The 17,595-nt window shown below is 62.2% G+C and carries 21 protein-coding genes and 1 tRNA gene; 10 read left to right on the forward strand and 12 right to left on the reverse strand.

Annotated features, from left to right (window positions below; genetic code table 11):
• Positions 1–86: 86 nt before the first annotated feature.
• The 7 genes from ahpF to ACNQPL_RS21220 form a co-directional block, all read right to left on the reverse strand.
• The gene (gene ahpF / locus ACNQPL_RS21190) at positions 87–1,649 is read right to left on the reverse strand and encodes an alkyl hydroperoxide reductase subunit F (protein WP_416467830.1); all 1,563 of its coding nucleotides are present in this window, start codon (positions 1,647–1,649) and stop codon (positions 87–89) included.
• A gap of 124 nt (positions 1,650–1,773) precedes the next feature.
• Positions 1,774–2,337: an alkyl hydroperoxide reductase subunit C gene (gene ahpC / locus ACNQPL_RS21195; protein ID WP_033696855.1), complete on the reverse strand. Its 564-nt coding sequence runs from the start codon at positions 2,335–2,337 to the stop codon at positions 1,774–1,776.
• Between the two features lie 269 nt (positions 2,338–2,606).
• The gene (gorA, locus tag ACNQPL_RS21200) at positions 2,607–3,962 is read right to left on the reverse strand and encodes a glutathione-disulfide reductase (protein ID WP_416467831.1); all 1,356 of its coding nucleotides are present in this window, start codon (positions 3,960–3,962) and stop codon (positions 2,607–2,609) included.
• Between the two features lie 98 nt (positions 3,963–4,060).
• Positions 4,061–4,900: a UTP--glucose-1-phosphate uridylyltransferase GalU gene (gene galU, locus ACNQPL_RS21205; protein WP_012315035.1), complete on the reverse strand. Its 840-nt coding sequence runs from the start codon at positions 4,898–4,900 to the stop codon at positions 4,061–4,063.
• A gap of 174 nt (positions 4,901–5,074) precedes the next feature.
• Complete coding sequence (locus ACNQPL_RS21210; protein WP_416467832.1) at positions 5,075–5,989, reverse strand: c-type cytochrome; 915 nt, start codon at positions 5,987–5,989, stop codon at positions 5,075–5,077.
• The gene (locus tag ACNQPL_RS21215; protein ID WP_416467833.1) at positions 5,986–6,636 is read right to left on the reverse strand and encodes a c-type cytochrome; all 651 of its coding nucleotides are present in this window, start codon (positions 6,634–6,636) and stop codon (positions 5,986–5,988) included. Before ACNQPL_RS21215 ends, ACNQPL_RS21210 begins: the two co-directional genes overlap by 4 nt.
• A gap of 145 nt (positions 6,637–6,781) precedes the next feature.
• A complete protein-coding gene (locus tag ACNQPL_RS21220; RefSeq protein WP_346612170.1) occupies positions 6,782–7,141 on the reverse strand; it encodes a hypothetical protein in 360 nt (119 codons plus the stop codon).
• 160 nt (positions 7,142–7,301) lie between these two features.
• On the opposite strand from ACNQPL_RS21220, the gene ACNQPL_RS21225 reads away from it, so the two are divergent.
• The 8 genes from ACNQPL_RS21225 to csrA all read left to right on the forward strand — a co-directional run bounded on the left by ACNQPL_RS21225 (position 7,302) and on the right by csrA (position 13,030).
• Complete coding sequence (locus ACNQPL_RS21225) at positions 7,302–7,604, forward strand: DUF1883 domain-containing protein (protein WP_016487931.1); 303 nt, start codon at positions 7,302–7,304, stop codon at positions 7,602–7,604.
• A gap of 7 nt (positions 7,605–7,611) precedes the next feature.
• Positions 7,612–7,782, forward strand: coding sequence for a hypothetical protein (locus ACNQPL_RS21230; RefSeq protein ID WP_095115567.1), 171 nt, complete (start codon positions 7,612–7,614; stop codon positions 7,780–7,782).
• A gap of 23 nt (positions 7,783–7,805) precedes the next feature.
• Positions 7,806–8,882, forward strand: coding sequence for a nitronate monooxygenase (locus ACNQPL_RS21235; protein WP_346612169.1), 1,077 nt, complete (start codon positions 7,806–7,808; stop codon positions 8,880–8,882).
• 88 nt (positions 8,883–8,970) lie between these two features.
• Complete coding sequence (modA, locus tag ACNQPL_RS21240; protein WP_416467834.1) at positions 8,971–9,729, forward strand: molybdate ABC transporter substrate-binding protein; 759 nt, start codon at positions 8,971–8,973, stop codon at positions 9,727–9,729.
• Positions 9,729–10,409, forward strand: a complete 681-nt coding sequence (gene modB, locus ACNQPL_RS21245; protein ID WP_346612167.1) for a molybdate ABC transporter permease subunit — start codon at positions 9,729–9,731, stop codon at positions 10,407–10,409. The genes modA and modB overlap by 1 nt, the downstream gene beginning before the upstream one ends.
• Position 10,410: 1 nt before the next feature.
• Positions 10,411–11,502 carry a molybdenum ABC transporter ATP-binding protein gene (modC, locus tag ACNQPL_RS21250; protein WP_416467835.1) on the forward strand — a complete coding sequence of 364 codons (1,092 nt, stop codon included), beginning with the start codon at positions 10,411–10,413 and terminating at the stop codon, positions 11,500–11,502.
• A gap of 56 nt (positions 11,503–11,558) precedes the next feature.
• A complete protein-coding gene (locus ACNQPL_RS21255) occupies positions 11,559–12,581 on the forward strand; it encodes a DNA topoisomerase IB (RefSeq protein WP_416467836.1) in 1,023 nt (340 codons plus the stop codon).
• Positions 12,582–12,832: 251 nt separating this feature from the next.
• Entirely contained in the window at positions 12,833–13,030 is a 198-nt protein-coding gene (gene csrA, locus ACNQPL_RS21260) for a carbon storage regulator CsrA (protein ID WP_012315047.1), read from the forward strand.
• Between the two features lie 65 nt (positions 13,031–13,095).
• Here csrA and ACNQPL_RS21265 read toward each other — a convergent pair whose 3' ends face one another.
• The 4 genes from ACNQPL_RS21265 to ACNQPL_RS21280 all read right to left on the reverse strand — a co-directional run bounded on the left by ACNQPL_RS21265 (position 13,096) and on the right by ACNQPL_RS21280 (position 16,441).
• Positions 13,096–13,449: a response regulator gene (locus ACNQPL_RS21265; protein ID WP_346612164.1), complete on the reverse strand. Its 354-nt coding sequence runs from the start codon at positions 13,447–13,449 to the stop codon at positions 13,096–13,098.
• Positions 13,450–13,461: 12 nt separating this feature from the next.
• Complete coding sequence (locus ACNQPL_RS21270) at positions 13,462–14,907, reverse strand: ATPase domain-containing protein (RefSeq protein WP_416467837.1); 1,446 nt, start codon at positions 14,905–14,907, stop codon at positions 13,462–13,464.
• Positions 14,908–14,912: 5 nt separating this feature from the next.
• On the reverse strand, positions 14,913–16,073 hold the full coding sequence (locus ACNQPL_RS21275) for a two-component system sensor histidine kinase NtrB (RefSeq protein ID WP_416467838.1): 1,161 nt from the start codon (positions 16,071–16,073) through the stop codon (positions 14,913–14,915).
• Between the two features lie 83 nt (positions 16,074–16,156).
• Positions 16,157–16,441, reverse strand: coding sequence for a hypothetical protein (locus ACNQPL_RS21280; protein WP_346612161.1), 285 nt, complete (start codon positions 16,439–16,441; stop codon positions 16,157–16,159).
• Positions 16,442–16,644: 203 nt separating this feature from the next.
• Between ACNQPL_RS21280 and ACNQPL_RS21285 the strand changes: the two genes are divergently transcribed.
• Together ACNQPL_RS21285 and ACNQPL_RS21290 are read left to right on the forward strand one after the other, a co-directional pair.
• Positions 16,645–16,729 (forward strand) — tRNA-Leu (locus tag ACNQPL_RS21285).
• 103 nt (positions 16,730–16,832) lie between these two features.
• Complete coding sequence (locus ACNQPL_RS21290; protein WP_416467839.1) at positions 16,833–17,246, forward strand: DoxX family protein; 414 nt, start codon at positions 16,833–16,835, stop codon at positions 17,244–17,246.
• 1 nt (position 17,247) lies between these two features.
• On the opposite strand, the gene ACNQPL_RS21295 is transcribed toward ACNQPL_RS21290, so the two are convergent.
• Complete coding sequence (locus ACNQPL_RS21295) at positions 17,248–17,442, reverse strand: hypothetical protein (RefSeq protein WP_416467840.1); 195 nt, start codon at positions 17,440–17,442, stop codon at positions 17,248–17,250.
• Positions 17,443–17,595 lie beyond the last annotated feature (153 nt).

Raw genomic sequence — 17,595 nt, forward strand, 5'->3', positions numbered from 1 at the left:
AGCCCGCTCCTACACGTACGATACGGTACCTGTAGGAGCGGGCTTGCCCGCGATGAGGCCGGTCCAGCTTACGCAGCTTACGCAGCTTACGCCGGCGCCGAGGTGCGGATGAGGTGGTCGAAGGCCGACAGCGAGGCCTTGGCGCCCTCGCCCACGGCAATGACGATCTGCTTGTACGGCACCGTGGTCACATCACCAGCCGCGAACACGCCCGGCACATTGGTCGCGCCCTTGGCGTCGACGATGATCTCGCCACGCGGTGACAACTCGACCGTACCCTTGAGCCAATCGGTGTTCGGCAGCAGGCCGATCTGCACGAAGATGCCTTCCAGCGCCAGGTCATGCAGCTCGTCGCTGGTGCGGTCCTTGTAGCGCAGGCCGGTGACTTTTTCGCCGTTGCCCAGCACTTCGGTGGTCAGCGCACTGGTGATCACCTTGACGTTCGGCAGGCTGTGCAACTTGCGCTGCAGCACGGCGTCGGCGCGCAGCTGGCTGTCGAACTCGATAAGCGTCACCTGGGCGACGATGCCGGCCAGGTCGATAGCCGCTTCCACGCCCGAGTTGCCGCCACCGATTACCGCCACGCGCTTGCCCTTGAACAGCGGGCCGTCGCAGTGCGGGCAGTAGGCCACGCCACGGGAACGGTACTCCTGCTCGCCTGGCACGTTCATTTCGCGCCAGCGGGCACCGGTGGCGAGGATCACGGTCTTGGCCTTGAGCGAGGCGCCGCCGGCCAGGCGCACTTCATGCAGGCCGCCGTCGGTGGCCGGGATCAGCGCTTCGCCGCGCTGCAGGTTCATGATGTCGACGTCGTACTGCTTGACGTGCTCTTCCAGCGCTGTGGCCAGCTTCGGCCCTTCGGTTTCCTGCACCGAGATGAAGTTCTCGATGGCCAGGGTATCGAGCACCTGGCCGCCAAAGCGCTCGGCGGCGACACCGGTGCGGATGCCTTTGCGCGCGGCATAGATGGCCGCCGATGCACCGGCCGGGCCACCGCCGACCACCAGCACGTCGAAGGCGTCCTTGGCGTTGATCTTCTCGGCCTGACGGGCGCCAGCGCTGGTGTCGATCTTGCCGAGGATTTCTTCCAGACCCATGCGGCCCTGGCCGAACACTTCACCGTTCAGGTAGATGCTCGGTACCGCCATGACCTTGCGCGACTCGACTTCATCCTGGAACAGCGCACCATCGATGGCCACGTGGCGCACGTTAGGGTTGAGCACCGCCATCAGGTTCAGCGCCTGCACCACGTCAGGGCAGTTCTGGCACGACAGCGAAAAGTAGGTTTCGAAGGTGAACTCGCCTTCCAGCGCCTGGATCTGTTCGATCACTTCGGCACTGGCCTTGGACGGATGGCCGCCGACTTGCAGCAGTGCCAGCACCAGGGAAGTGAATTCGTGGCCCATGGGGATGCCGGCAAACCGCAGGCTGATGTCCGCCCCCGGGCGATTGAGCGAGAATGAAGGGCGACGGCTGTCGGTGCCGTCCGCGCTCAAGGTAATAAGGTTCGACAGGCCGGCGATTTCCACCAGCAGGTCGTGCAATTCGCGGGACTTCGCGCCGTCGTCGAGGGAAGCTACGATCTCGATCGGCTGGGTGACCCGCTCCAGGTAGGTTTTCAGTTGCGATTTAAGCGTGGCGTCCAACATACGGGCGATTCCTTATTCAAACTTCGGATACAAAAACGCCCAGGCAATAGCGCCCGGGCGTTTGGCGGGGCAGTGAGAAGGTCAGCTTTGGCGGCTGCTCACCGCCCACGATTGACGCATGGCCTTAGATCTTGCCGACCAGGTCCAGCGATGGCGCCAGAGTGGCTTCGCCTTCTTTCCACTTGGCCGGGCAGACTTCGCCTGGGTGAGCGGCAACGTACTGGGCAGCTTTGACCTTGCGCAGCAGCTCGCTGGCGTCACGGCCTACACCACCGTCGTTGATTTCGACGATCTTGATCTGGCCTTCCGGGTTGATCACGAAGGTACCGCGATCGGCCAGGCCGGCTTCTTCGATCAGCACGTCGAAGTTGCGCGAGATGACGTGGGTTGGGTCACCGATCAGCGGGTACTTGATCTTGCCGATGGTTTCCGAAGTGTCGTGCCAGGCTTTGTGGGTGAAGTGGGTGTCGGTGGACACGCCGTAGATTTCCACGCCCAGCTTCTGGAACTCGGCGTAGTTGTCAGCAAGGTCACCCAGCTCGGTCGGGCAAACGAAGGTGAAGTCGGCCGGGTAGAAGAACACGACAGACCACTTGCCTTTCAGGTCGGCTTCGCTTACCTGAACGAATTCGCCGTTATGGAAGGCGGTGGCGTTGAACGGTTTGACCTGGCTGTTGATGATAGGCATGAGAGACGCTCCTTCATGGGGTTGGAATCAGTTGATGGATAGAATCCTAACTAATCATTGCGCTGAAGGCTCATTGGCAAAGCTCATGCTTGCGATTGGTTTTGGCTATAAGCAGGGTTTATTAATAGAAGGGATTGGGCTGAGCAAAGGATTGCGCTGGATTCATTGGCCCCATCGCCGGCAAGCCAGCTCCCACAGGTACAGCGCAGGCCCATGGACTTGTCCAATACCTGTGGGAGCCGGCTTGCCGGCGATAGGGCCGGTGAGGTTTAACGCGTGACGGTGCGCATGGTGACGAACTCTTCGGCGGCCGTCGGGTGCACGCCGATCGTGTCGTCGAACTGCTGCTTGGTGGCGCCTGCTTTCAGCGCGATACCCAGGCCCTGAATGATCTCGCCGGCGTCAGGGCCGACCATATGGCAGCCGAGTACTTTGTCGGTTTCGGCATCCACCACCAGCTTCATCAGGGTCTTTTCCTGAATATCGGTGAGGGTGAGCTTCATGGCGCGGAAGCGGCTTTCGAAGATCTGCACCTTGTGCCCGGCCTCCAGCGCCTGTTCCTCGGTCAGGCCCACGGTGCCGATCGGTGGCTGGCTGAACACCGCCGTTGGGATGTTCTGGTAATCCACCGGGCGGTACTGCTCGGGTTTGAACAGGCGACGTGCAACCGCCATGCCTTCGGCCAGGGCAACAGGGGTGAGCTGCACCCGGCCGATTACGTCGCCGATGGCGAGGATCGACGGCGCGGTGGTCTGGTACTGCTCGTCAACGCGGATGAAGCCCCGTGGGTCAAGCTCCACGCCGGTGTTTTCCAGGCCCAGATTGTCGAGCATCGGGCGCCGGCCGGTGGCGTAGAACACGCAGTCGGCTAGCAGCTCGCGGCCGTCCTTGAGGGTGGCCTTGAGGCTGCCGTCTTCGAGCTTGTCGATACGCTGGATATCAGCGTTGAACTGCAGGTCCAGGCCACGCTTTTGCAGTTCTTCCTTCAGGTGGGTCCGCACCGAACCGTCGAACCCGCGCAAGAACAGGTCGCCGCGATACAGCAGCGTGGTGTCGGCGCCCAGGCCCTGGAAGATGCCGGCAAACTCCACCGCGATGTACCCACCGCCCACTACCAGCACGCGGCGGGGCAGCTGCTTGAGGTAGAACGCTTCGTTGGAGGTGATGGCCAGTTCCTTGCCCGGAATGTCCGGCACCTGTGGCCAGCCGCCGGTCGCGATGAGGATGTGCCTGGCGCTGTAGCGCTGGCCTTCCACTTCCACTTCGTTGGCACCGGTGATGCGCGCATGGCCTTGCAGCAAGGTCACACCGCTGTTGACCAGCAGGTTGCGATAGATGCCGTTGAGGCGCTCGATCTCGCGGTTCTTGTTGGCGATCAGGGTGCCCCAATCGAAATGGCCCTCTTCCAGGGTCCAGCCGAAGCCTGCGGCTTGCTCCAGCTCATCGGCGACGTGGGCGCCATACACCAGCAGCTTTTTCGGCACGCAGCCAACGTTGACGCAGGTACCGCCCAGGTAGCGGCTTTCGGCTACCGCCACCTTCGCGCCAAAGCCCGCAGCAAAGCGCGCCGCGCGCACACCGCCGGAACCGGCGCCAATCACGAACAGATCAAAATCGTAGGCCATGTATTCAGTCTCCTTGGCTGGCGCTCAGCATACCGCCGTTGGCCGCCACAAACAAAAAAGCCACCCCGAAGGGTGGCTTGTCGACCTGCAGGGGCGAATCAGTACGCCTTGCCGGTCTTGTAGTAGTTTTCGAAGCAGAAGTTGGTCGCGTCGATGTAGCCTTCGGCGCCGCCGCAGTCGAAGCGCTGGCCTTTGAACTTGTAGGCAATCACGCAGCCGTTCTGCGCCTGCTGCATCAGAGCGTCAGTGATCTGGATCTCGCCACCTTTGCCCGGCGGGGTGTTGCGGATGATGTCGAAGATGTCCGGGGTGAGGATGTAACGGCCGATGATCGCCAGGTTCGACGGGGCGTCTTCCGGGGCGGGTTTCTCGACCATGTTGGTCACACGGAAGATGTCGTCGCGGATCATGTCGCCGGCGATGACGCCGTACTTGTTGGTTTCCTGCGGGTCGACTTCCTGGATGGCGATGATCGAGCAGCGGAACTGGTTGTACAGCTTGACCATCTGGGTCAGTACGCCGTCGCCTTCAGGGTTGACACACAGGTCGTCCGCCAGCACTACGGCGAACGGCTCGTCACCGATCAGCGGCTGGCCGGTCAGGATGGCGTGGCCCAGGCCTTTCATTTCGGTCTGGCGGGTATAGGAGAACGAGCACTCGTTCAGCAGGCGGCGGATACCGACCAGGTATTTTTCCTTGTCGGTGCCCTTGATCTGGTTTTCCAGCTCGTAGCTGATGTCGAAGTGGTCTTCCAGGGCGCGCTTGCCACGGCCGGTGACGATGGAAATCTCGTTCAGGCCAGCGTCCAGGGCCTCTTCAACGCCATACTGGATCAGTGGCTTGTTGACCACCGGCAGCATTTCCTTGGGCATGGCTTTGGTAGCAGGCAGGAAGCGAGTGCCGTAACCGGCTGCCGGGAACAAGCATTTCTTGATCATATACGTCCTTAAAATAAGGCAGACACTGTGGAATTCGGCGCAGTCTAATCAGGCGGAAGACACCTTACAATGCCCCGCCTGCAGACGACCAATGGGATCATAGAGATAACCCAGTGTAGATAGTTCCGAGGGTTCGTAAATATTACGACCCTCGACGACTGTCGGCATGCACCATCAACCACCCGTCCCCTGCCCGATCACCACACCCTCGACCTTCTGCCCATACAGGTTGACCCCATCATTGGCATGGAACTTCAGCCGGGTCTTCTCGACCGAGCCCTCCACCAGCCGAGGGTCTTGCGGGCGCTCATGGCGGTTGATCCAGGCCGCCACATCCCAGGCCTGTTGGTCACTCAAGCTGCCCGACTTGCCCAGCGGCATGTTGTGCTTGATGAAGGAAGCCGCAGTGTTGATACGGTGCATACCGGCGCCCCAATTGTAGGAATCCTTGCCCCACAACGGCGGCATCACATATTCACCGGCTACTTTCTGGCCTTCACCCTTGTCGCCGTGGCAGATGGCGCACTGTTCGCGGTAAACCTGTTGGCCACGCTTGAAGTCATAGCCACCCTGCGGCTGAGGCACGTCGGGGTACCCGCGCCCGGCAAGCTCCACGCCTGTAGGCGCCTTGGTCGACAGCCAGTAGGCGTATGCCGACAGCGCCGTCATCTGCGGGCTATCGGCCGCTGGCGGCTTGCCGTTCATGCTGAACTGGAAGCAGCCCTGAATGCGGTCGGCATAGGTGTTGACCTTGTCGTTTTTCTTGCGATAAGCCGGGTACATCGGGTAAGCACCCCACATCGGCGCAGAATGGGCCATGCGCCCCTGGTCCAGGTGGCAGTTGCTGCAGTTCATGCCGTTGCCCACGGCGTCTGGCATCAAGCGGCGGGTATCGACGAACAACGCATGGCCTTCGCGAACCAGCTTGCCGAAGGCGTTGTCCGGCAGTTCGCCTTCGGCCGGCGGGGCGAATTGCGCCGGGGCCTGGGCGGGCGGAACGGTCAATTGCGACTGGTCTTCCATGGTGATGGGCGCAGCGAGGGCACTGCCCACCGCTAAAAGCAGCAAAGTCGGCATCCAGGCTTTCATGGCTTGACCTCCGGGCTGGCGGGGTTGGCGAAGAACTCGGCGATCGCCACGACTTCATCGTCGGTCATGGCCTTGGCCACACCGACCATCAGCTGGTTGGGGTCGTTGCTGCGGCTGCCGTCGCGCCAGCCGTTGAGCTGTGCCACCAGGTAACTGGCAGGCTGCCCAGCCAATGGTGGGAAGTACTCACCGACACCGCTGCCACCTGGGCCATGGCACTGCACACAACCGGGTATTTGCCGGCTCCAGTCACCGTACAGGGCCAGGCGCGTGGTGGGGTCGTTGGCGATCTGCTGACGACGCACGGTGGGTGCAGGGTCGCCCGGCAGGCCGGCCAGGTAGCTGCTGACCGCCTTGATTTCGTCGTCTGTCAGCGCTTTGGCCAGCGGTTCCATCACCAGCTGCTTGCGGCTGCCCGTGCGCCAGTCATGCAATTGTTTGCTCAGGTAGCCGGCCGGCAAGCCCGCCAGGCGCGGGAAGCCAGCGGCGGCGATACCTTTGCCATCCGGGCCATGGCAGCCAAGGCAAGCCATGGCGGCGGGGTTGCTCCCGCCCTGGGTAAAAACCTTCTGGCCATCAGCGGCGTGCGCGATGGGCCAGGCCAGGATCAGCGCGCTGCCGATCACGACTCGACTCAACAGGGTCATCACGAATCTCCATTTCTTTTGTTATAAGCTTAGGCTTAAAAAACATAAGCAAATGGATACTAGCCGTGTAAGGCAATTCGCAACAACGCCAACCCCGACCAAGGGATGGCAAAAGGCCTGTTAACCGCGTTTTACTTGCGCCAGATCAACTGCCGGAGATGCATTTGGTCGCCGCCGTGCGTACATCACCCAGGCGCAGGGGGAAGTTGTTCAGGCGCTCGTGCAGCTTGATGCTGCTGCCGCTGCCGCGCTTGTCGATGTCCACCAGTGCCGCCGGCCCGGCGCCAGCTGTCAGCTTTTGCGGCACGATCAGGCGCAGCCCGTCGTCACGCTGTTCTTCGACCAGCGGGTCGCGGGTATCGGCCAGTTCATTCTTGACGCAGTCGGCATACTCGCGCGGCGTCTTGCCAGAGATCACATCCAGCGTTTCATGCGACTGCTCAAGCTCCGAAACGCTGACACATCCACCCAGCGCCAGGGACAACGCCGCTACCATCCACTTCATTTGCCGCACCTCAGCTGTCAAGAATGCATAGGACCACCGCCAGGCCATTTTGCTCCGTGAACTGGCAGATTTATCTAGCCCCTTGCCATCAGGCGCGGCAGCGAAACCCGACATCGTGTTATCGTTTGCGTTTGCAGAACCAGACCTTGTGGAGCACTCCATGAAATTCGTACACCAGCGCGAGCACCTCAACGAGGACGACATCGTCGTCATCGAGTGTTCTCAGCGCTGCAACATCCGCCTGATGAACGACGCCAACTTCCGCAGCTTCAAAAATGGCGGTCGCCACACCTACCACGGCGGCCAGTTCGTTGACTTCCCGGCCAAGATCACGGTACCCAGCACCGGTTTCTGGAACATCACCATCGACACCGTGACCACCCGCCCGATCTCGGTAACGCGCAAGCCAACCTTGAGCCACAAGATCAAGATCATCCGTCGCTCGTCGTCGAAACTCAGATAAGACTGCCATGACCCAGAACATCAAGTACGTCATCAAATACAAGCTCGACGGCGAGCGCCGCTGGGATTTCGCCGTCATGCCCGACGCCTCGCAAGAGCAGGCCCTCGATGCCTTGCGCAAGATCCACGGCGACGACGCCGACAAGATCAGCGACATTCAGGTGAGCAAGGCACTGTAAGGCTGCGCGCCCAGGAGAACTGCATGAGCAACTGGCCCGACCGTCGTATCCTCGATCTGCTGGGCATCGAGTTGCCCATCCTCCAGGCGCCCATGGCCGGGGCCAGCGGTTCGGCCATGGCCATCGCCGTGGCCACCGCCGGGGGCCTTGGCGCCCTGCCCTGCGCCATGCTCACCGGCGATCAGGTGCGTGGAGAGATCGCCGCCTTTCGCAGCGCTTGCCCGGGCCGCCCGCTGAACCTCAATTTCTTCTGCCACCAGCCGCCCGCCCCGGACAGCGACCGCGACGCGCGGTGGAAACAGGCGCTCAAGCCCTATTACGACGAAGTCGGCGCCGACTTCCAGGCCCCCACCCCCGTCTCCAACCGCGCACCTTTCGATGAGCAAAGCTGCCAGCTGGTCGAGCAATTGCGCCCAGAGGTGGTGAGCTTTCACTTTGGCCTGCCAGAGGCGGCATTGCTGCAACGGGTAAAGGCCACCGGTGCCAAGGTGCTGTCCAGCGCCACCACGGTGGAGGAAGCACTGTGGCTCGAGGCCAACGGCTGCGACGCAATCATTGCAATGGGCTATGAGGCCGGCGGCCATCGCGGCATGTTCCTAAGCGAAGACATCACCAGCCAGATCGGCACGTTTGCCCTGGTACCGCAAATCGCCGACGCGGTGGGCCTGCCGGTGATCGCCGCAGGCGGCATCGCCGACCATCGCGGCCTGGTCGCGGCGCTGGCCCTGGGTGCCAGCGCCGTGCAGATCGGCACCGCTTACCTGTTCTGCCCCGAGGCCAAGGTATCTTCAGCCCACCGCCATGCGCTGGACAGCGCATCGGCCAGCGATACAGCCCTGACCAACCTGTTCACCGGGCGGCCGGCACGCGGTATCAATAACCGCATCATGCGGGATCTTGGGCCAATGAGTGAGCTGGCACCGCGCTTCCCGCTGGCCGGCGGTGCGCTGATGCCGCTGCGGGCAATCACTGACCCACAGGGCATTAGCGACTACAGCAATTTGTGGTCGGGCCAGGCGTTGCGGCTGGGCAAGCATGCCCCTGCACAGCAGCTGACCGAAGAGATTGCCGCTAGCGCATTGGCGCTTATAACGCGCTGAAAAGATCCAGCCTGTGCAGCCCCTTCCCGGCCAATGGCCTATCGCTATATAGTTGGCGCTATAACGATAACCTCAAGGAGCTGTGTTCATGCGCATCCGTCTGCCCCACCTGGCCACCACCGCCTTCGTCAGCCTGATTTCCCTCAACAGCGCCTGGGCCGACGAGGTGCAGGTCGCGGTCGCCGCCAACTTCACCGCGCCGATCCAGGCCATTGCCAAAGACTTCGAGAAAGACACCGGCCACAAGCTGGTCGCAGCCTACGGCGCCACCGGGCAGTTCTACGCGCAGATCAAGAACGGCGCCCCGTTCGAGGTGTTCCTTGCCGCTGACGACAGCACCCCGAAGAAGCTTGAAGATGAAAAGGAAATCGTCCCCGGTTCGCGCTTCACCTACGCCATCGGCACCTTGGCCCTGTGGTCGGCCAAAGCAGGCTACGTAGATGCCAAGGGCGAAGTCCTGAAGAAGAACGACTTCAAGCACCTGTCCATCGCCAACCCTAAAGCCGCCCCTTACGGCCTTGCCGCCACGCAGGTATTGGACAAGTTGAAACTGACCGAAGCCACCAAGGGCAAGATCGTGGAAGGCCAGAACATCACCCAGGCCTTCCAGTTCGTTTCCACCGGCAACGCCGAGCTGGGCTTCGTTGCCCTGTCGCAGATCTACAAGGACGGCAAGGTCACCAACGGCTCGGCCTGGATCGTGCCATCCAACCTGCACGACCCCATCCGCCAGGACGCCGTGATCCTCAATAAAGGCAAGGACAACGCGGCTGCCAAAGCCCTGGTGGAATACCTCAAAGGCCCGAAAGCCGCTGCAGTGATCAAATCTTACGGCTATGAACTCTGATGCCACTGGACGCCGGTGACCTGGGTGCGATCTGGCTGACCGTCAAACTGGCCAGCCTGACCACCTTGATTCTGCTGGTCATCGGCACCCCCATCGCCTGGTGGCTGGCGCGCACGCGTTCCTGGCTGCGCGGGCCGGTGGGCGCAGTGGTGGCGTTGCCGCTGGTGCTGCCCCCTACGGTGATCGGCTTTTACCTGCTGATCGCCCTTGGCCCGCACGGCTGGCTGGGCCAGGCTACCCAGGCACTGGGCCTGGGCAGCGTGGTGTTCAGCTTCACCGGCCTAGTGATCGGATCGACGGTGTACTCCATGCCGTTCGTGGTACAGCCCCTGCAGAATGCTTTCGGCGCGATCGGCCAGCGCCCGCTGGAAGTCGCCGCCACCCTGCGCGCCAGCCCGTGGGACACATTCGTCCATGTGGTGCTGCCGCTGGCACGCCCCGGCTTCGTCACCGCCAGCATCCTCGGCTTCGCCCATACCGTGGGTGAATTCGGCGTGGTGCTGATGATCGGTGGCAATATCCCAGACAAGACCCGCGTGGTTTCGGTGCAGATCTTCGATCACGTCGAGGCCATGGAATATTCTCAAGCCCACTGGCTGGCCGGTGCCATGCTGGTGTTCTCGTTCCTGGTGCTGCTCCTGCTGTACGCCGGGCGCCGCGACAAGGCTGGCTGGAGCTGAAATGACTGGATCAATTGTGGCGCGCCTGAAACTGGCGCGCGACGACTTCACCCTGGATGTCGACCTGCAGTTACCCGGCCGCGGCATCAGCGCATTGTTCGGCCATTCAGGCTCGGGCAAAACCTCCTGCCTGCGCTGCCTGGCCGGGCTGGAGCGGGCTGGCAGCGCCTACGTCGAAGTCAATGGCGAGGTGTGGGAGGACAGTGCGCGTGGCTATTTCCAGGCACCGCACCTGCGCCCTGTGGGCTACGTGTTTCAGGAGGCCAGCCTGTTTGCGCACCTTTCTGTGCGTGGCAACCTGGAGTTCGGCTGGCGGCGGATTGCGCCAGGCGCGCGCAAGGTCAGCCTCGACCAGGCCTGCCAGTTGCTGGGCATCGGCCACCTGCTCGAACGCCGGCCGGCTACCTTGTCCGGCGGCGAGGCCCAGCGCGTCGGCATCGCCAGGGCGCTGCTCAGCAGCCCGCGCCTGCTGTTGATGGATGAGCCACTCGCCGCCCTCGACGGGCCACGCAAACGGGAAATCCTGCCTTACCTCGAGCGCCTGCACGACGAGCTGGATATCCCGCTGGTGTATGTAAGCCATGCCCAGGACGAAGTGGCGCGGCTGGCCGACCACCTGGTATTGCTGGAGCAAGGCAAGGCCATGGCCAGCGGGCCGATTGGCGAGACGCTTGCACGGCTGGACCTGTCGCTGGCCCAGGGCGAGGATGCCGGCGTTGTGTTCGAGGGCATAGTGGTTGGCCATGACCCTTGTTACGACCTGCTCGACCTGCGCCTGCCCGGTGACGACGCACCGTTGCTGCGCATCGCCCACCCTGCGCACAGCATGGGCAGCACCTTGCGGGTAAAGGTCCAGGCCCGCGATGTGAGCCTGACGCTGGCGGCAGACAGCGCCTCGAGCATCCTCAACCGGCTGGCGGTACGGGTGCGTGAAACACGCCCGGCGGACAACCCGGCACATGTGCTGGTCAGCCTGGACGTCGGCGGCAACGCCTTGCTGGCACGCATCACCCGCTTCTCGGCAGACCAGCTTGGCCTGCACCCGGGCCAGGCCTTGTACGCACAGATCAAATCGGTCGCGCTGTTGGGCTGAGCATCGGCCGTGCGGCCGTTGTCCATTGATCAGAAACCTGATCGAGGCCCACCGCAATGCTCGACTGCACCCTGCCGCCCAGCCTGCATTACGTTGAAGACAGCCAGCCCGGCCTGACCCGGCGGCGCTGGCGCGACCGCTTCATCTACCTTGATGCGCAAGGCCAACGCGTGCGCGACAGCGACACCTTGGCGCGCATTGCCGCCCTGGTGATCCCGCCGGCCTACACCGATGTGTGGATTTGCGCCGACCCGCAAGGCCACCTGCAAGCCACCGGGCTCGACGCCCGCGGCCGCAAGCAGTACCGCTATCACGCCCAGTGGCGTGAACTGCGCGACCAGCACAAGTACGGGCGCATGCTGGCCTTTGCCCAGGCCTTGCCCAAGCTGCGTGCGCAGCTGGAAGCTCACCTGGCGCGCCCGGGGCTGGACCGGGAAAAAGTCATGGCGCTGGTGGTCAGCCTGCTGGACCACACGCTAATCCGCATCGGCAACCAACGCTACCTGCGTGACAACAAGTCCTATGGCCTGACCACCCTGCGCAACCGGCATGTCAAGGTCGAGGGCAGTACCATCCGCTTCCAGTTCCGCGGCAAGCGTGGGGTGGAACACAACGTCACCCTGCGCGACCGGCGCCTGGCCAACCTGCTCAAGCGCTGCATGGAGTTGCCCGGGCAGGCGCTGTTCCAGTACCTGGACGAGGACGGCCAGCGGCACAGCGTGGGCTCCAGCGAGGTCAATCAGTTTCTCCAGCAACTGACCGGCGCCGATTTTACCGCAAAGGACTACCGCACCTGGGCGGGCAGCAGCCTGGCGCTGAGCCTTCTCAGGCCCTTGGCCTGGGAGCCGGAAACCGAAGCCAAGCGCCAGGTTGCAACCATCGTCAAGCAGGTTGCCGCGCGCTTGGGCAACACACCGGCAGTGTGCAGGCGCTGCTACATTCATCCCGCCGTGCTTGAGCATTACGCATTAGGCCGCCTGGCCGCCCTGCCAGGGCGCCGCGTACGCAAAGGGCTGGACACCGAAGAAGTGGCGTTGCTGTTGTTTCTCCAGGCCCTTGAAAACACCGATGATGATTGACCCCGACTATCTACCCAATCATGCAGAGAAATTTCCCATAAAGGCCGAAGCGCCCTATCCTTGCCACCGACCACCTCCGCCGACACGCCAGGCGCGTTTAAATCGGCACCTGCAACTAAAGACACACAACAGAATTTGTCTTACGGGGAATTAATATCCGCCGAAAGCGTCTTTAATGAGAGGAAGAGGGACAGGCTCCCACCGCTATGGCACCTGGCCAAGCGGATTTCTACATCACCAAGGAGAATTACATGCTGATACTCACCCGTAAGGTTGGCGAAAGCATCGTCATCAACGATGACATCAAAGTCACCATTCTGGGCGTCAAAGGGATGCAGGTGAGGATTGGCATCGATGCACCGAAAGATGTTCAGGTGCACCGCGAAGAAATCTTCAAGCGTATCCAGGCTGGCAGCCCGGCCCCGGAAAAACACGACGACCAACACTGAGTGCCTCGCTTCAAGCCGCACGGACGCGCTTGATCGAATGCTTGGCATTGGCTGCAGCCTGAACCTCAGGCTTCCAGCAGCTCACGCACCTTGGCGATCATCTTGTCCATGTCGAACGGCTTGTCGAACACTGCGGCGAACAGCTCCGGACGTCCTTGGCTGGCCTGGGCGCCGCTCATCAGGATCACCGGCAGGTCAGGCAACTGCAGCTCCTTGCGTATTGCCAGTACCAGCTCTTCACCATTGAGCACCGGCATCATGTAGTCGGTGATCACCAGCTCCACGCGCTTGTCCGTCAGCGCTTCCAAGGCCTTGCGCCCATTGCTCGCCTTTTCTACCAGAAAGCCTTCATCCTCCAGGGCAAAGCCCAGGATATCGGCAATCAGGTATTCGTCATCGACGATCAGGATGGTGCTCATCGGTTGGCTCCGTCACCCGTTTCCTTGCGGCAACGGGGTACCCGAGAGCACGCCGCAGGCGCCCTCGAAGGCCTTGCGCAGGGTGATCCCTTGCGGCCCTATGTTCAGCTCGTGCAACGCGGGGTCATGGTGGCTGTCGCGCACCTTGAGGATCGACAGCATGCGCCGCAGCTGCGAGTCGAGCTCCACAAAACGCATCAGTATGAGGTTGTCGACGATGCTCGACAGGTCGGGCGCCGGCGCGGTGATTTCCGAACCGAAAAGGTCACGCATCTCCCACGTGAGCATCACGCTGACATTACGTGCCCGCAGCTCACCCATCAATGCCCGGAAAAACGCATTGAGGCGCGTAGGGTCGACCGCCAGGCGGCTGAACGCACCCAGGCTGTCGATCAGCACACGCTTGCTGCCCTGCTGCTCGACGTATTCCAACAGGCGTGCCCCGACCTGGTCCAGCAAACCCTCGGTGGTGGGCTGCCAGCACAACTGCAGGGTGCCCTGGCGCTCCAGCGCGGCAAAATCGTGACCCAGCGCCGCCGCCTTGAGGCGAAGCCTTGCAGGGGGTTCATAGAAGCCGAAGTGCAAGGCAGGCGCCTCGGCGGTGGCCGCGCCAAGGAAGGCAAGGCCCAAGGAAGTCTTGCCGATGCCCGAAGGCCCCATCAGCAGGCTGACAGACCCTGTGGTCAGGCCGCCACCGAGCATTTCATCCAGCCCCGTAACACCCGTCGTGACCCGGCTCAACTCGGCACAACCCAGCTGGCTGGGATGGCCGTACAACGCCTCCAGGCGCGGGTAGACATGCATCCCAGCCTCGTCGATCAGGCACTCGTGGCGCCCCGACAGCGCCCCACTGCCGCGTGTCTTGCGCAGCTGTACATGGCGCACGGCGCGGCTGCCCAGCAGTTGTTCGCCCAGTTCGATCACGCCATCGACCATGGTGTGCTCCGGGCTGCCTTCATCCAGCCGTGCGCTGGTCAGCAGCAACACGGTGCAGCCTGCGAAGGCAGCGTGGCCCTGCAGCTCGGAAACGAACTTTTTGGTGTCCAGGGTCGTTTCGGCGCGCACCCGGGCATTGAGCACGCCATCGACGATCAGCAGGCTAGCCTGCTGCCGGCCGATTTCCTGGCGCAGCAGTTTGACCACCGCATCGAGCCCCTCCTGCTCCAGGGTATCGAAGGCGCTGACGAACTGGATCTGATCACCCACCAGGCTCGGGTCGAAGAAATCCAGGGTCGCCAGGTACTGGAACAACCGCTCATGAGACTCACTGAGCAAGGTCGCCACCAGCACCCGCCCCCCTTCCCGCACATGGCCGCAGGCCAACTGGTTGGCGAGAATGGTCTTGCCCGCGCCGGGCGGGCCTTGAATGATGTACGAGGCGCCCGCCACCAAGCCGCCCTTGAGCAGCGCGTCGAGCCCTTCGATCCCCGTCAACAGCCGCTTGAGTGCCTTAACCATGGTGGCTACCTGTTGAGTTTAGCGTGCCCAGCCTGGACAGACGCCGGCAGATACAGGCGCATGCACGTGCCCTTGCCAAGTGTACTGTCCACGGTAATTGCGCCATTGCTCTGCTTGGCAAAGCCGTAGGCCTGGCTGAGCCCAAGGCCTGTACCCTTGCCAAACGGCTTGGTGGTGAAGAACGGCTCGAAAATACGCTGCAATACCTGGGGGTCGATGCCGGCCCCGCTGTCGCGCACTTCAAAACACACGAACGGGCCGAGCAACCCTTCCACCTCACCATTGAGTTCGACAGCCTCGATCGCGATGCAGATGGTGCCGCGCTCGCCGATCGCGTCACGGGCGTTGAACAAAAGGTTGAGCAGCACCATCTGCAACTGCCCGGCATCCACCTCGATCATGGGCAAACCGGGCTGCAGACGCTGCAGCAGCTCGATATCGCGCGGCAACGCATGCTCCAGCAAGCTACGGGTAGACACCATCAGCGTGGCAGGCTCGATCAGCGAAACATCCAACTGCCGATGCCGGGCGAACGCAAGCAATTGCTGCGTCAGCTCGGTACCACGCTGGCCGGCATCGATGATGTGCTCGAGCATGCGCTGCACGCGGGCCGGGTCCTGGCTGGCCAACGCCAGCTTGGCCGACGTCAGGATGATGGTCAGCAGGTTGTTGAAATCGTGCGCCAACCCGCCCGTCAGCTGGCCGAGCGCCTCGAGCTTCTGAGCCTGGAACAGCTGTGCTCTGACAGCATCGAGCTGCAACGCCGTCTCACGACGATCGGTGATGTCCCGGGTGACCTTGGCTAGGCCGATGATCTGCCCCAGGTCATCACGAATCACATCGAGGGCGGCCAGCGCCCAGAATTGCGTGCCGTCCTTGCGCACTCGCCAACCTTCGTCCTGGGCCACGCCCTGCTCCAAGGCTTGGTTGAGCAGGTAATCGGGGCGCCCGTCGAGGCAATCTTGGGGGGTGAAAAACAGCGAGAAATGCCGGCCAATGACTTCGTCGGCGCGATAGCCTTTGATCCGCTCGGCACCTGCGTTCCAGGACACCACCCGGCCAGAGGGGTCGAGCATGTAGATGGCGTAGTCCACCACCGACTGCACCAACTGCTCATAGCGGTTGGCGGTCATGACAGGTTGATCGATGCAGTCAGCTGAAACCATGCAAACTCCACAGGCACAGCGGGAGGGACGAAGTTAACTTAGCCAATAGTACTCGCTTGAGTCCGCCTGCGTGGCAACTGAATTCAGCGCTGCGACTCGATGAGCACCGGGGTGATTCGCCGAGGCATCGCCACCTTCAGCAGCCACAGGCCCACCAGCAGGATCAGGGCACCACCGCCCACTGCCATCAGGCGCTGCCGCAGAGGGTATTCAACGTCGAACCCCTGGATCACCAAGTAGCCACCGAGGCACACAAGGCAGAGGTAAAGAAAGCCTCCCAGCATTACCACCAGCAGCAACAACAGGCGCCAGAGGAGCCTTGGGCGAACAACGCGTCCGCTGACATTGGACGAACTGGCCTGTGACATGACGTGAACCCATTGGATCCAACCAAAGAGGGGCACAGTGGCCTAATGACAGCAAGGTGTCAATTGCCCTTTTGCTTGACCCTTCGATCCTTTGATCATAGGTGCTGTAGTTGACTCAACTATAACAATGGGTTATAAAGCGGCCTTGATTGCATGGCCCTTCTGCCTGGAAGCGCGCCGGTCTACATGACCCTTTCAAGCGTGCGAGTGTGGTGGAATTGGTATACACAGCAGACTTAAAATCTGTCGGCGTGAGCCTTGCGGGTTCGAGTCCCGCCACTCGCACCATATTTCTGTAGAAAAGGCGCCCCTTGGGGCGCCTTTTTGCTGCGCAGCGGAAATTCACGCAACTGCTAGAGTGGAGCTTGTCACCGTCCACTGGAATGCCGCCATGCGCTACTCCCTGTTCGCTGGTCAACGCGACGCCATTATCCTGATTGCCCGCGTGCTGTTGATGATCCTTTTCGTGATATCCGGCTGGGCCAAGCTGACCGGCTTCGAAGGCACGGTCAGCTACATGACTTCACTGGGCGCCCCTGCGCCCATGCTCGCCGCAGCGGTTGCCGTGATCATGGAGTTCTTCGTGGCCATCATCCTGATCCTGGGCTTCTATACCCGCCCACTGGCCTTCCTGTTCGCACTGTTCGTGCTGGGCACTGCGCTGATCGGCCACCCGTTCTGGAACATGGTCGACCCTGAACGCGCCGCCAACATGACCCAGTTCCTGAAGAACCTGAGCATTGTCGGCGGCCTGCTGATGCTGGCTGTGAGCGGACCGGGGCGCTTCTCGCTGGACGGGCGCTGAGTCAGTCGTCCACGTCGTCATGCCAGGCTGGATGATCGTCCTCGTCGTCATCGAGGTCATCCAGCTGTTCATCGTCTTCTTCGAGATCGTCTTCGGCGCCTTGGGCATCCGCCTCGGGCTCGAAGCCGTCATGAAGAAATTCATGGTCGAGCAGGTGATCGTGCTCGGGCTCGTGCAGGTCGTCTTCGTCGCGCATGGTGGCTCCTGGGAAAATGGCACGCCTGTATAGGCGCATCGCCCGCCACGGTCAATGCCCTACGGTTAATGCTGACTTAACCTACGGGCCCCAGCCTACAGACTTTCCCTTCAAACGCTCCTTGCCCGCCTTCATGGCGGGCTTTTTTATGCT

The sequence above is a fragment of the Pseudomonas sp. LFS044 genome (assembly GCF_047978245.1).
Lineage (GTDB): Bacteria > Pseudomonadota > Gammaproteobacteria > Pseudomonadales > Pseudomonadaceae > Aquipseudomonas.

What these genes read in the sequence shown, in the direction of transcription:
- ahpF (WP_416467830.1), bottom strand. Translation starts at nt 1,649, where the DNA reads ATGTTGGACGCCACGCTTAAATCGCAACTGAAAACCTACCTGGAGCGG.
- ahpC (WP_033696855.1), bottom strand. Translation starts at nt 2,337, where the DNA reads ATGCCTATCATCAACAGCCAGGTCAAACCGTTCAACGCCACCGCCTTC.
- gorA (WP_416467831.1), bottom strand. Translation starts at nt 3,962, where the DNA reads ATGGCCTACGATTTTGATCTGTTCGTGATTGGCGCCGGTTCCGGCGGT.
- galU (WP_012315035.1), bottom strand. Translation starts at nt 4,900, where the DNA reads ATGATCAAGAAATGCTTGTTCCCGGCAGCCGGTTACGGCACTCGCTTC.
- ACNQPL_RS21210 (WP_416467832.1), bottom strand. Translation starts at nt 5,989, where the DNA reads ATGAAAGCCTGGATGCCGACTTTGCTGCTTTTAGCGGTGGGCAGTGCC.
- ACNQPL_RS21215 (WP_416467833.1), bottom strand. Translation starts at nt 6,636, where the DNA reads ATGACCCTGTTGAGTCGAGTCGTGATCGGCAGCGCGCTGATCCTGGCC.
- ACNQPL_RS21220 (WP_346612170.1), bottom strand. Translation starts at nt 7,141, where the DNA reads ATGAAGTGGATGGTAGCGGCGTTGTCCCTGGCGCTGGGTGGATGTGTC.
- ACNQPL_RS21225 (WP_016487931.1), top strand. Translation starts at nt 7,302, where the DNA reads ATGAAATTCGTACACCAGCGCGAGCACCTCAACGAGGACGACATCGTC.
- ACNQPL_RS21230 (WP_095115567.1), top strand. Translation starts at nt 7,612, where the DNA reads ATGACCCAGAACATCAAGTACGTCATCAAATACAAGCTCGACGGCGAG.
- ACNQPL_RS21235 (WP_346612169.1), top strand. Translation starts at nt 7,806, where the DNA reads ATGAGCAACTGGCCCGACCGTCGTATCCTCGATCTGCTGGGCATCGAG.
- modA (WP_416467834.1), top strand. Translation starts at nt 8,971, where the DNA reads ATGCGCATCCGTCTGCCCCACCTGGCCACCACCGCCTTCGTCAGCCTG.
- modB (WP_346612167.1), top strand. Translation starts at nt 9,729, where the DNA reads ATGCCACTGGACGCCGGTGACCTGGGTGCGATCTGGCTGACCGTCAAA.
- modC (WP_416467835.1), top strand. Translation starts at nt 10,411, where the DNA reads ATGACTGGATCAATTGTGGCGCGCCTGAAACTGGCGCGCGACGACTTC.
- ACNQPL_RS21255 (WP_416467836.1), top strand. Translation starts at nt 11,559, where the DNA reads ATGCTCGACTGCACCCTGCCGCCCAGCCTGCATTACGTTGAAGACAGC.
- csrA (WP_012315047.1), top strand. Translation starts at nt 12,833, where the DNA reads ATGCTGATACTCACCCGTAAGGTTGGCGAAAGCATCGTCATCAACGAT.
- ACNQPL_RS21265 (WP_346612164.1), bottom strand. Translation starts at nt 13,449, where the DNA reads ATGAGCACCATCCTGATCGTCGATGACGAATACCTGATTGCCGATATC.
- ACNQPL_RS21270 (WP_416467837.1), bottom strand. Translation starts at nt 14,907, where the DNA reads ATGGTTAAGGCACTCAAGCGGCTGTTGACGGGGATCGAAGGGCTCGAC.
- ACNQPL_RS21275 (WP_416467838.1), bottom strand. Translation starts at nt 16,073, where the DNA reads ATGGTTTCAGCTGACTGCATCGATCAACCTGTCATGACCGCCAACCGC.
- ACNQPL_RS21280 (WP_346612161.1), bottom strand. Translation starts at nt 16,441, where the DNA reads ATGTCACAGGCCAGTTCGTCCAATGTCAGCGGACGCGTTGTTCGCCCA.
- ACNQPL_RS21290 (WP_416467839.1), top strand. Translation starts at nt 16,833, where the DNA reads ATGCGCTACTCCCTGTTCGCTGGTCAACGCGACGCCATTATCCTGATT.
- ACNQPL_RS21295 (WP_416467840.1), bottom strand. Translation starts at nt 17,442, where the DNA reads ATGCGCGACGAAGACGACCTGCACGAGCCCGAGCACGATCACCTGCTC.